The sequence below is a fragment of the Flavobacterium psychrophilum genome, from assembly GCA_001708385.1.
GTDB lineage: Bacteria > Bacteroidota > Bacteroidia > Flavobacteriales > Flavobacteriaceae > Flavobacterium > Flavobacterium psychrophilum_A.
On the sequence record CP012388.1, the window covers coordinates 1045319 to 1057926 of the forward strand.

Genomic DNA, 12608 nt, shown 5'->3' on the forward strand with positions numbered 1-12608 from the left:
ATCATGGAAGATACTAATAAGAAAAAAACAAACAAGAAGTTTATCGTAATCCTGGCTGTACTGGTTATTGTTGGTGGTGGTTACGGAATTTATAAATACATGCAATCCCTGGCTCACGAAACTACGGATGATGCTCAGGTAGAGAAAAACATGAACCCTATTATTCCGCGTGTAACCGGATACATTACAAAAGTATTGGTTAAGGATAACCAGTTTGTTAAGAAGGGTGATACGCTTTTTGTGATAGACGACAAAGATTATGTTGTACGTGTTGAAGATGCAAAAGCAGCTCTTGCAGCAGCTGAAGGAAGCTATGCAGCAGCCAAAGCAGACATTAGTGGTGCATCTGCAAATATTTCTACCTCTGAAGCTAATGTACTATCATCTAAAGGAAACATTGAAGCTGCCAAAGTTAGGCTTTGGAGAGCTACCAACGACTTTCAGCGTTTTGAAAACCTGTACAAAAACCACTCTATAACCAAACAACAGTTTGAGCAGGCACAGGCGACCAAACAGGAAGCTGAAGCTAACCTTAGGGTTTTACAACAGGCAGAAGCGGCGAGTAGATCGCAAAGGGCTGCCAGCGTTTCAAGATCTGACGTTTCGGGAAAACAGACAGAAGTTGCATCGGCTAACATCAAAAAAGCACAGGCTGCTTTAGATGCTGCTAACCTTACACTAAGCTATACTGTTGTTACTGCTGCTGTAGACGGACAGGTTTCTACTGTAGATATTCAACCGGGTCAACTGGTACAACCGGGTCAGGCATTGTTTTATATCATCAACAGTGAAAATGCATGGGTTGTAGCTAACTTTAAAGAAACTCAGCTTACAAAAATGAAAGAAGGACAGAAAGTAACCATCAGTGCAGATGCTTACCCTGATGTTGAGTTTGAAGGTGAAGTTACAAGCTTCTCTCCTGCTACAGGTGCACGTTTCTCTCTACTGCCTCCTGATAACGCTACAGGTAACTTTGTTAAGACCATTCAGAGGCTTCCTGTAAAAATAAGCCTTACACAAAACAACGATAAAGAAAAAGTAAAACTGCTTCGCCCGGGTATGAACGTTGAAGTAGATGTACATTTAAAATAAAATTATGGCAGGAGCAGCAACAGCAGCTGACGACAGCTTAGTAGAATATGGTTTCAGGCGTGTTATCATTACGATAACGGCGGTACTTTGTGCCCTGCTTGAAATTGTAGATACTACAATTGTTAACGTTGCATTAAACGATATGCGTGGTACGCTTGGAGCAACTCTTACCGATGTTGCCTGGGTTATTACAGCATATGCAATTGCAAACGTAATTGTAATACCCATGACAAGCTGGCTTTCGCAGCAATTTGGGCGACGAAATTACTTTGCAGCCTCAATTATACTATTTACCGTAGCATCCTTTCTATGTGGTAATGCCACGAACATCTGGGAGCTTGTAGCCTTTAGGTTTATTCAGGGTATGGGTGGTGGTGCCCTGCTGGTAACAGCACAAACCATTATCACCGAAAGTTACCCTGCTGCAAAACGAGGCATGGCACAGGCTATTTATGGTATGGGTGTAATTGTAGGCCCTACCCTTGGTCCGCCATTAGGTGGATGGATTGTAGATAACTACTCTTGGGGTTGGATATTTTACATTAACGTGCCGCTTGGCATCATTGCCACTATACTAACGATAATGTTCGTAAAAAGCCCTAAGTACGGTGAAAAACTAAAAGCGAGTCAGGTCGACTGGTGGGGAATCATCTTCCTTGCATCTTTTATCGGGTCACTTCAGTTTGTGCTTGAGCATGGGCAACAGGACGACTGGTTTGAAGATCACCTGATCATTACGTTAAGTGTTGTGACATTATTTGGCCTTGTAGCCTTTATTTGGCGCGAACTGGTATACGAACACCCAATAGTTAACTTGCGTGTCTTAAAAGACAGCAATTTGCGAATAGGAACCATTATGTGTTTCATCCTTGGGTTTGGTTTGTACGGATCTACATTCATTATACCAATTTATACGCAGTCGGTTTTAGGATGGACAGCACTTGATGCAGGTTTATTACTTATACCAAGTTCTATTACAACAGCGTTGATGATGCCTATTATTGGTAATCTTATTCAGAAAGGTGTAAAACAAACCTACATGGTCGCATTAGGTTTCCTTATATTTTTTGTCTTTACAACCTGGATGCATAACATAATGACACCGGACACAGGAACAGAGCATATGTTCTGGCCGCTTATTATGCGTGGAATCGGATTAGGATTACTTTTTGTACCCATCACAACAATGGCGCTTTCTACCCTTAAAGGAAAAAGCATTGGTGAAGGGGCGGCATTTACAGGTATGATGCGTCAGTTAGGTGGTTCATTTGGTATTGCCATTATCACCACTTTTGTAACACGTTTTACACAAATGCACAGGGTAAACCTTGTGAGCCATGAGCAGGTAACCGATTTTGCCACACAACAAAGGGTTATGCAACTGCAACAAGGCTTTATGGCAAAAGGTTTCAGTGCTTCCGAAGCTTTAGCTAAAGCATACAAAGCTATGGAGGGTGCTGTTATGAAACAGGCTACTGTACTTTCGTATATGGATGTATTTATGTATCTGGGTATCCTGTTCCTTGTATGTATACCGTTTATCCTGCTTGTTAGACAGGGTAAAGGAAAAATAGACATGAGTGAAGCGATGCACTAATAAGTGCTTGGCATTCAGTCACATTTGGCAATAGGCCGCTATATATAATATTAGGCCTGTCAGAAATGATGGGCCTTATTTTTAATCATCAGAAGAAATCAAAAAAATGGACAAAAATTACAATCACTATAAAATTACGCTGGAAGAAATAGGCGAAGAACAAAAAGAGCCTGTTAGCGTTGAGTTTGAAAACAAAGACGGACTGATGTCGGTTTTGCGTAAACTGCTTGGAAAAGACAAAAACCAGGCTGACCTGGAAGACCTTTCACGGTTTGCATGGCCATAAATCAGTATACAGTCACAGTAAACAGTAAAATCATATTCATATGAATCCAAAATACAATCATTACAAAATAACGCTTGAACATACTTTCAGTCCGAAAGAAGAAGACCTCAACCCTGCAGTCGTTCTGGAGTTTGATAATCATGATGAAATATTCGCTATTATCACAAGGCTTCAGGAGAAAAATCATTTTGATGATGCAGATCAGTCGGCGCAATTTGCAATCGGGCTTAAAATATTTAGTGAAGTTATGCTAAAGAACAAAAACAACAACCTATTCTCAGAATTTTTGCCTGAGTTTAAAAATTTCATGACTAAGCTTAAAAGCAATTAATTCTCAACCGGAAATTGGCGTGAATTAATAATTAATGAAGAGCTGAAAAAACTCCGTAAAGTATATCCCTACTTTACGGAGTTTTTTTTGTATGCCGTTGTAATTACTCAAAAAAACTTAAAAAAATAATGTTTATTTCAAGTGTTCTATATTATAATATCTGACCTTAATGAAAATGTATTAAAAAGTTTTGATGAAGCAGGTGTAGATTTACTTTCTCCACAGTTTTATCCGCGAAGCAAAGCATGAGCTGGTTATCAAGCAAATCTGCAGCCTATTCCAGTATGAAATCTATTTCGGGTGCCGATGCATCCCTCCTGTCGCCAAAGCGAAGGCAAACCTCAGCCTTCTTCATAAACGGAGCCTGCAATAATACCGGACGGATAGCCTTAAATAATTCTTCCGCATTGTGGGCATATAGGTATAGCGTACCGTCAGATCCATTCATGTTTATCTCATGGCCGTCCAGCTCCCCTATTCCTTTATTGTATAGAAATACACGTAGCTTACTTTCAAGGTCATGAAGTTCTTCAAGCCCTTCATAACCATAATAAAAGTTGATGAGTATAGATTGCTTATACTCCATCTCTGAATTTTCGGGGTTAAATAAATCCTGTATACGCATGCGTCTTCTATCTATTCAAATGTCTAACGGGTAAACACCAATGTATTTCCTTTACTAAGTTTGGCATCAAAAGCATAGCCATCGTAATTAAAGCCCTGAAGTCCTTTTAGCGTCTTTACGTTTTTGTCTATAATATAACGTACCATCATGCCTCTGGCCTTTTTAGCAAAAAAGCTTATCATTTTTAGCTTGCCATCTTTATAATCCCTGAATTCGGGTACTATAACGGGTACTTTTAGTACTTTAGCATCCACCGCATCAAAATATTCTTTACTGGCAAGGTTTACAAAAAGTTCACCGTCTTCCAATTCATCGTTTAAAGCTTTGGTTATGGTTTGCTTCCAATATTCATATAAATTCTTACTGTCTTCTACCGGAAGATGCGTACCCATTTCAAGGCGGTACGGCTGAATTAAATCTAAAGGCTTTAGTAATCCGTACAATCCCGAAAGTATTCTTAAAGAATCCTGAAGCTTATTAATTTTAGCAGCAGGAATGGTATAAGCATCAAGCCCTGTATATACGTCGCCATTAAAAGCGTACATAGCAGGACGTGCATTTTTTGGCGTAAAAGGTGTTGCCCAATCCTGGTTGCGCTGCCAGTTGAGTTCGGCAAGCTTATCAGATATATCCATAAGTTCACGCAATTCGGCAGGCGATTTCTCTTTCACGGCTTTGTGCACGACTTCGGCATTTGCCAAAAAAGCAGGCTCTGTATATTTTTTTGAAGGAAGTTTAGTTTCGTAGTCCAACGACTTTGCGGGGGATATTACAATTTTCATACATACTAATTATACATCAAAGTTAGTGATTGTATTATTATAGTCAAAATCAGGTATTTTTCGTTATGAGTAAATTCTTATATTGCAGTATCAAACCAACCAACTAATTTCCTATGGCTGAATTTATAATCCAGACAAAATCTCTTAATTTTCGTTACGGAAAGCAGCGCAAAGTGCTTGACGATGTTTCCCTAAACATACCTAAAGGATCTATTTACGGATTTTTAGGACCTAATGGTGCCGGAAAATCTACTACTATGAGGCTGCTTACCGGCATACTTGCCGAACAGGATGAAGCGATATCTATTTTTGGCAAACCTTTAAAAACGCAGTTGCCCCAGGTTTTTGAAAATATCGGGTCGCTCGTCGAAAGCCCTGCGTTATATCTGCATCTTAGCGGCTACAATAACCTAAAGTATATTGCTAAACTTCGAAACGTTCCTGAAACACGAATAGCCGAAGTTTTAGAATTGGTAGACCTTACCCGAGATGCCAAACGCAAGGCAAAACAATATTCGTTAGGTATGAAACAGCGCCTTGCCATTGCCATGGCATTGTTAAGTGAGCCCGAATTGCTTTTGCTGGATGAGCCTGTAAACGGCCTGGATCCTAACGGTATTCAGGATATTCGTAAACTGCTCGTAAAACTTAACCGTGAAAAAGGAGTTACCATATTTGTATCGAGCCACCTTTTGGCTGAAATTGAAAAGATGTGTACCCATGTAGGTATAATTAGTAACGGAAAGCTTCGTTTTGAAGGCACTATAGAAGACCTGTCAAAAAAATCAGGACTTTGTAAAATTCAGCTTACGGTAAAAGAAGCACCACAATGGCACGAAAAGCTGTTGGTTGAGTTTCCTGAAGCTAAACTTGAAAATGCGACACAAATTAGCCTCGAACTGCCTGACAGGGAAGCGATACCCGTATTTACCAAAAATCTGGTAGAACGTGGTGCACGCCTGTATGAACTAAAGATTCTTGAAGGCCTTGAAGAATGGTTCATGAGTTTAGTCAATCAAAAATAACATCCAACCAATTACTATTACGATGCAAAATTTTACAACAGCTCTCAAAGCTGAGCATATAAAGAAAAAAGGTACAGGCATTTATATTACCGCTATTATACTGGGTGCATTAAGCCCGCTTATTATGGCGTTGGTTAAAATAGCCAATGCCGAACCCTCGGCTGCAGGCATACCTTACAATTATTTTACCGGGTTCTTAAGAGGATGTATGGATCCGTTTGCAGGATTCTTTTTACCCCTTATCATCATTATCACTGTAAGCCGGGTTACGCAACTTGATCATAAAAATGGCGGATGGCAGCTTATGGAAACGCAGCCCTTAAAAAAAATAGCTATTTACTTTTCTAAGTTTACCGTTATTTTACTTTCAAACATAATAGCCATACTTAGCGTTATTGTTTGTGCCTACCTTTTTGGTTGGATTGTTTCCCTTATAGTTAAAGTACCTAAAGAAGCCTCGTTTGCTTTTGAAGCCGGAGAAGTAGCTTTACTGTTTGCCCGCTTATTTTTAGCCGCTTTATTTTTCACAGCGTTTCAATACATTATATCAGTATTACTGCCAAGCTTTATATGGTCGCTGCTAATAGGTATCTTCCTTTTACTATTGTATTTATTCCTTCTCAGCTTTAACATACTGCCGGACTGGTATCCTATTTCGTTCTTCGGCAAGATTACCGATTTCCCTAACGGAAGTGATCTGGGCTACTGGGTTACGTATTCTGAAGTATTGAGTGTCTTATTATCTGCATTGGCACTTTATATCGGTTTTACATGGTACAGGCACAAGAGCTTTAAGAGAGCCTTTATTGGAAAGAGACATACATTACAATTGGTTATAGTTTTACTTGTACTGGGAGGCGCAATAGCATTTGTAGCTACACCTAATACAATGGAGCAATATGGTAAAACAGTAGTAAGCGGAACTATTGAAAGCGACATACCGTTTAATAATGTGTATATAACCGATCGTTTTATAAATGACACTATTGCCGTTATCCCGATTAAGAATAACAAATTTAATTTTGCCATTACTAAAAATGTACCGCTTGATTACTATCAACTTGCTTTTGATGAGAAAATGGCAATTAATGCTATACTAAGCAACAAAGACAATACTGTTTTAAAAGTAAAATGGTATAATGGTACCGGTAAAGCTGACATATCTGGCAGCCGTTTAGCTGAAAACAGGTTTAAGGATAAACAAACAATGTCCTACAGTATGGTTAATTATTTTTTACAACAAAACCTGATGCTGGACAACGCAAAATACTTAACCGACGAGCTGGTAGACGAATGGGAAGATGCCCTTGATGAAACCTCTACATTTAAAACCGCCGACAATTATATACCCCGCGCTGATTTTACCGAAATAAGCAAAAAGCTGGTTACAATTCGACACCTTGCTATGTGGAACGATATTGTCAAAAAGAGAGCGGCATTATATCCTGACCAGAAAACGCCCGAAACTGCCGGGATAAAAACCATGAAGTCTAAAGTTTCGCTTAACGACGAAAGCCTGCTAAGCTCTAAAGATTATTTTAATTATGTCATTGGTCAGCTTACAGCATCTAATAAAAATGATATAGACGAAAACACAAAAGCACTGTTAGCAATCAGCAAAATGCCTGCCGGAGCATTTAAAGATAAAATGCTTTACTGGCAGATCGAAAAGAGCCTTAATGAATCGGCAACTGCCGAAGAACGGGCAAAAGTACTTGACGGCTACGGTAACAACTTTACCGACAAAAAGTACCTTGCCATAGCTATGGGTAAAAACAGCATCTTTAACAGGCTAAGTAAAGGTATGCCTGCTCCCGGTTTCGACGCCGTTAGTATAAATAAAGAACAGTTTAACCTGGAACAACTTAAAGGTAAATTTGTTGCTATAGATGTATGGGCTACGTGGTGTGGACCATGTAAGGAGCAATCTCCACATTTCGAGAGAATGGCCCTTAAATATAAAAATGAAAAGATACAGTTTGTTGCACTAAGTACCGATAGAAAAATTGAAAGCTGGTACATCGAAGCTAAATCAAAATCAAAAAGTGTTTTGCAACTGCATATTAATAATGACGCGCAGTTTAGCAAAAATTATAATGTGGAGTTTATTCCGAGATTTATACTAATAGATCCGCAGGGTAACTTTGTAAATTCTTCTATGCCTGGTCCCGACAGTCCTCCTTTTGAAAAAGAGATACGCCAGGCTTTAGGATTGGCTGAGCAAAAATAATTTAATTCCCCCTATTGCATCAGTTCAGCCTGTAACGCCAACGCTTTACAGGCTGAACCATTTTAAAGAAATACCTATCTTTGTAAGAAAGCTTGTTATTATGGATATGTACGCACAAATAGACAGCAGCATTAGCCGTTACGTTACTTTTTCTAAGGAAGAACTTGATACTTTTAATTCTTTACTGGAATACAAGACTGTACCAAAGAAAACGATTATGCTTCATGAAGGCGAAATGTGCAACTTTGAGGCTTTTGTAATTAAAGGCTGCGTACGTAAATATTACATCGACCCTAACGGTTTCGAGGTTATACTTCAGTTTGCCATAGAAAACGCATGGGTTAGTGATATCTCATTCAGTAACTACGAAACCAAACCCAGCAGGATCTTTATCGAAACAATGGAAGATTGTGAATTCCTGGTTTTTAACCCTGAAACCAAAGAAGAACTTTTGGAGCGTGTACCACGATTTGAAAGAGCTTTCAGAATATTGTTTGAACGCCATTTATCTGTAACCCAAAACAGGCTGTTTAATACTATATCTAAAACGGCAATGGACAAGTACCTTGAATTCATGGAACTGTACCCTACCCTGCCCCAACGCGTAGCCCAGCATTATATAGCTTCTTACCTTGGTATATCTGCCGAATTTTTAAGCAAGGTCAGGACTAAGTTGGCCAAGCAATAGCCTGCTAGTTTTTTTACTTTTACTAAAAATCTCATTTTCTCACTATAATGTTTTTCTTGTCCTAGTTCAATGCCGGGGTGTTTAATATACCGCAACTTTGCATAGTAATATTAAAACAACCACTACTATGGACAGAAAAGATTTTATCAGAAAAGGCCTTATGGGTACCGGAATGTTTATCACTTCGGCAGCCATAGGAGAAACCCTAACCAACGATATAGACGAGATTAAACCGTTAGAACCGATAGGCTACAACCACCTGCCAAACGAAAGCGCACTTGTATTAGAGAATACCGTTTTACATAAAGCCGGCAGCCGCGGACATGCCAATCATGGCTGGCTGGACTCTCACCACTCTTTTAGTTTTGCCAATTATTATAATCCCGACAGAATGCACTTTGGTGTGCTTAGGGTATTAAATGACGACCGTGTAGATGCAGGTATGGGCTTTGGCACTCACCCACACGACAACATGGAGATTATCTCTATTCCGCTTGAGGGAGATTTAGAACATAAAGACAGCATGGGCAATACTGCCGTTATTAAAAAAGGTGATATTCAGATAATGAGTGCCGGAACAGGTATTTACCATAGCGAATACAACAAGAACAAAGACCAGCTTACCAAGTTCTTACAGATATGGGTATATCCCAACAAAAAGAATGTTACCCCACGTTACGACCAGATTTCGCTTAACGAAGCCGACCGCCACAACAAACTACAACAGATACTTTCACCCAATGCTAACGACGAAGGCGTCTGGATCCATCAGGATGCATGGTTTCACTTAGGCAAGTTCGACAAAGACTTTACAACCGAATATAAACTTAACAAAAGCGGCAACGGTATTTATGCCTTTGTAATTAAAGGTGATATTACTATAGGTAGTGTTCAGCTAAATCAACGCGATGCCCTTGGTATTTGGGATACAGCAGCTATAAACATCACCGCAGCTTCTCAGGATGCAGAGCTTCTTCTTATAGAAGTGCCAATGTCAATATAATTTTTTTCTAATAATCAATTGCGTAACAAAATTTAATTCATAAATTTGTATATACAAATATTGTGCATACAATTAATTCCAACTTTTACAAATAATAAAAATCACTAGAATATGTCAACTACAAAATGGGCAGTAGACCCAACCCACTCAGAAATAGGATTTAAAGTAAAACACATGATGTTTACTAACGTATCCGGTAACTTTACAAAATTTACCGCAGAAGCAGATACAGAAGGTGATCATTTTGATAATGCTAAGTTTTCATTTAGTGCGGACATCGATTCTGTAAGCACAGGAAATGCAGATCGTGACGGACACCTTTTAAGCGGAGACTTTTTTGATTCTGCTCAATTCCCGAAAATCACATTTGAATCGACTTCATTTGATAAGAAAAACGAAGGAGAATATACACTTAACGGAAACCTTAGCTTGCATGGCGAAACTAAAGCCGTAAGCCTTGATGTAGAGTTTGGCGGTATCGCTAAAGACCCTTGGGGTAACACAAAAGCAGGTTTTAGTATTACAGGAAAACTAAACCGTAAAGATTTTGGCCTTACATGGAACTCTGCCCTTGAAACAGGTGGCGTACTTGTAGGTGAAGAAGTAAAACTGGCAATTGAATTGCAGTTTGTAAAACAATAATTATTGTTTGGTATATGTTTGGTTAAAAACCTGCAGTGCGAAAGTGCTGCAGGTTTTTTGTTTTATGTTGTCTTGGAATAAGTAACAGGGCTGCACTGTGCAAATTTTTCCGGTGCCGAATTTCCGAATTTGTGGTCTTTCACATACTCATACAAAAGCCTTCTGAATTCTTTTTCCTTCTCTGCGGGAAGGTTTTTAAAGGAATACAGAAAATAATCAATTGTACCATCGGGCTTCATGTAAATCCTGTTCCACCCTTTGGTAACCTCTTCCCATTTAAAATTATTTTTAAAAAGGTATCCTCCAAATGATTTCAGGAAATTATAGTACGTTTCAATATGTTTTTGCTGATCGGCTTCCGTTTTAAAGATACCATTATCACCCAATGCTTCCTTATATTCCTTTTCGACTTTGATTAATAAGCCGTTTTGTTTTGCTTCTTCAACCGGCATTACCGTCTGGCTGTATCCAAAAACAGAAGCCAGGAGTAAAGTAGTCAGCAATAATTTCATAAGTAAATGATTTACGTTGTTAGTACAAGTAACGAAAATTATCACAGAAAAATTATTCGGCATCAATAAAAAATCCCGAAGCTTTCACTTCGGGATCTCTAATTTAATCTTCTTCCTCTTCTATAGTATGCGACTTAGAATAGGTGCGCCACTTCTCTATGCACTCCTGCATATCGTTTGGAATTTCGCTGTCAAAGCGCATAAACTCTTTTGTTGTTGGGTGTTCAAAGCCCAGTGTTTTTGCGTGTAGTGCCTGGCGTGGCAATATTTTAAAACAGTTGTCTATAAACTGTTTGTATTTAGTAAATGTAGTTCCCTTAAGTATAAGGTCTCCACCATAGCGGGCATCATTAAATAAGGTATGTCCTATGTGTTTCATGTGTACACGTATCTGGTGTGTACGCCCTGTTTCCAGTTTACATGAAACCAAAGTCACATAACCCAGACGCTCAAGTACTTTGTAATGCGTTACAGCGTGTTTGCCTTGATCTCCATCAGGAAAAACAGCCATTTGCATACGGTCTTTTACGTGGCGGTCTATATTACCTTCAATAGTTCCTTCATCTTCGTCTACATTCCCCCAAACAATAGCAACATACTCCCTTTCAGAAGTTTTGTCGGCAAATTGTTTTGTAAGGTGGGTCATTGCTTGTTCAGTCTTTGCTATAACCAGTAGACCCGATGTATCTTTATCGATACGGTGTACAAGACCCGGTCTTTCGCTACTGTTCATTGGTAGGTTCTCAAAGTGGTACGCAAGCGCATTTACCAGGGTACCCGAATAATTTCCGTGTCCCGGGTGAACAACCATACCCGGCTCCTTATTTACAATAAGCAACTGGTCATCTTCGTAAACAATATTTAATGGAATATTCTCCGGTTCAAGAAGGTATTCATAGGGTGGGTGCTCTAACAGTACCCTTACAATATCATTGGCCTTAACCTTATGGTTAGACTTTACAGCAACATCGTTTACATAGATGTTTCCCGACTCTGCAGCCTTTTGTATCTTATTACGTGTAGCATTCTCTACCAGGTTCATAAGAAATTTATCAACCCTTAGGGGCGATTGTCCTTTGCCTGCTTCAAAACGGAAATGTTCATATAACTCCTCGTCTGATTCCTGTTCTATAATTGGTATATTACTCATTTGTCTCCGTTTCTGTCCTGTCTTCTAATACTTTTACAGAATCTGTATCTGCTTCTTCATAACCTGTTTTCCCGTCGCCAAGCACAAGGTCAATTTTAGATGCTTTAAGCACCTTATCCCCTGCCTTAAGTTTTTTACCATTCTGCCATACTTCAAGAACAACATCTTTAGCTAAATAGGGCTTGTAGGTTTTTTTACCTTCATCAAGACCTACTGTTTTTAACGCCGGAAGAGCCGCCCTATATGTTTTCTGAATAATATCCGGTACACTAACCTGAGCATATCCTGCCGAGTTTATTTTAAGGTATACTTTTCTTCCGTCCTTTACATTTACCTTCGGAAGCGGGTCTTGCTGCACAATAGTATACGGCGGAAAATCTTTATTAAAGTCTATGGTGTCCAGTACCACATAATCAAGATCTACTGCGTCAAGTGTTTCTTCTGCTTTTTCAACAGTCATTTTTCGTAAGTCAGGAACAGGTATTTCCTCTCCGTGATTTGTAGCATAACTAAGGTATTGCAGCAATAAAAATATCACTACAACTACAATTAAAAATGCAAATGCTAACTGTTTGAAAAAAACTTTACTCTGTAAAAAATCTTTAAGGGTCATGTAGTATGAATTTTGGGCAAAGATAGGAATAA

The 12608-nt window shown here is 39.0% G+C and carries 13 protein-coding genes and 1 pseudogene; 9 read left to right on the plus strand and 5 right to left on the minus strand.

The genetic code is table 11. The annotated features are described in order from the left end of the window. The first annotated feature begins 3 nt into the window (after positions 1 to 3). The 4 genes from ALW18_04485 to ALW18_04500 all read left to right on the plus strand — a co-directional run bounded on the left by ALW18_04485 (position 4) and on the right by ALW18_04500 (position 3306). The gene (locus tag ALW18_04485) at positions 4 to 1092 is read left to right on the plus strand and encodes a secretion protein HlyD (GenBank protein AOE51840.1); all 1089 of its coding nucleotides are present in this window, start codon (positions 4 to 6) and stop codon (positions 1090 to 1092) included. Between the two features lie 4 nt (positions 1093 to 1096). Beyond that, on the plus strand, positions 1097 to 2689 hold the full coding sequence (locus ALW18_04490; protein AOE51841.1) for an MFS transporter: 1593 nt from the start codon (positions 1097 to 1099) through the stop codon (positions 2687 to 2689). 106 nt (positions 2690 to 2795) lie between these two features. Further along, on the plus strand, positions 2796 to 2975 hold the full coding sequence (locus ALW18_04495; protein AOE51842.1) for a hypothetical protein: 180 nt from the start codon (positions 2796 to 2798) through the stop codon (positions 2973 to 2975). A 40-nt stretch (positions 2976 to 3015) separates the two neighbouring features. Continuing rightward, positions 3016 to 3306: a hypothetical protein gene (locus tag ALW18_04500; protein AOE51843.1), complete on the plus strand. Its 291-nt coding sequence runs from the start codon at positions 3016 to 3018 to the stop codon at positions 3304 to 3306. A gap of 274 nt (positions 3307 to 3580) precedes the next feature. Here ALW18_04500 and ALW18_04505 read toward each other — a convergent pair whose 3' ends face one another. Together ALW18_04505 and ALW18_04510 are read right to left on the minus strand one after the other, a co-directional pair. Beyond that, on the minus strand, positions 3581 to 3931 hold the full coding sequence (locus tag ALW18_04505) for a hypothetical protein (GenBank protein ID AOE51844.1): 351 nt from the start codon (positions 3929 to 3931) through the stop codon (positions 3581 to 3583). 23 nt (positions 3932 to 3954) lie between these two features. Beyond that, a complete protein-coding gene (locus tag ALW18_04510; protein AOE51845.1) occupies positions 3955 to 4713 on the minus strand; it encodes a hypothetical protein in 759 nt (252 codons plus the stop codon). Between the two features lie 113 nt (positions 4714 to 4826). Here ALW18_04510 and ALW18_04515 point away from each other — a divergent pair, with 113 nt between their 5' ends. The 5 genes and pseudogenes from ALW18_04515 to ALW18_04535 all read left to right on the plus strand — a co-directional run bounded on the left by ALW18_04515 (position 4827) and on the right by ALW18_04535 (position 10301). Next, positions 4827 to 5738 (plus strand): hypothetical protein, encoded by a 912-nt coding sequence (locus tag ALW18_04515; GenBank protein ID AOE51846.1) that lies wholly within the window; start codon positions 4827 to 4829, stop codon positions 5736 to 5738. Between the two features lie 1765 nt (positions 5739 to 7503). After that, positions 7504 to 7968, plus strand: a pseudogene (locus tag ALW18_04520) (hypothetical protein). A gap of 106 nt (positions 7969 to 8074) precedes the next feature. Further along, the gene (locus ALW18_04525) at positions 8075 to 8656 is read left to right on the plus strand and encodes a Crp/Fnr family transcriptional regulator (GenBank protein ID AOE54307.1); all 582 of its coding nucleotides are present in this window, start codon (positions 8075 to 8077) and stop codon (positions 8654 to 8656) included. A 127-nt stretch (positions 8657 to 8783) separates the two neighbouring features. Beyond that, positions 8784 to 9659: a pirin gene (locus ALW18_04530; GenBank protein AOE51847.1), complete on the plus strand. Its 876-nt coding sequence runs from the start codon at positions 8784 to 8786 to the stop codon at positions 9657 to 9659. A gap of 111 nt (positions 9660 to 9770) precedes the next feature. Beyond that, positions 9771 to 10301 (plus strand): hypothetical protein, encoded by a 531-nt coding sequence (locus ALW18_04535; GenBank protein ID AOE51848.1) that lies wholly within the window; start codon positions 9771 to 9773, stop codon positions 10299 to 10301. A gap of 62 nt (positions 10302 to 10363) precedes the next feature. On the opposite strand, the gene ALW18_04540 is transcribed toward ALW18_04535, so the two are convergent. From ALW18_04540 to ALW18_04550, 3 genes are all read right to left on the minus strand, one after another. Further along, positions 10364 to 10813 carry a hypothetical protein gene (locus ALW18_04540; GenBank protein ID AOE51849.1) on the minus strand — a complete coding sequence of 150 codons (450 nt, stop codon included), beginning with the start codon at positions 10811 to 10813 and terminating at the stop codon, positions 10364 to 10366. Between the two features lie 103 nt (positions 10814 to 10916). Next, entirely contained in the window at positions 10917 to 11963 is a 1047-nt protein-coding gene (locus tag ALW18_04545) for a pseudouridine synthase (protein ID AOE51850.1), read from the minus strand. After that, positions 11956 to 12576, minus strand: coding sequence for a hypothetical protein (locus tag ALW18_04550; protein AOE51851.1), 621 nt, complete (start codon positions 12574 to 12576; stop codon positions 11956 to 11958). Before ALW18_04550 ends, ALW18_04545 begins: the two co-directional genes overlap by 8 nt. Positions 12577 to 12608 lie beyond the last annotated feature (32 nt).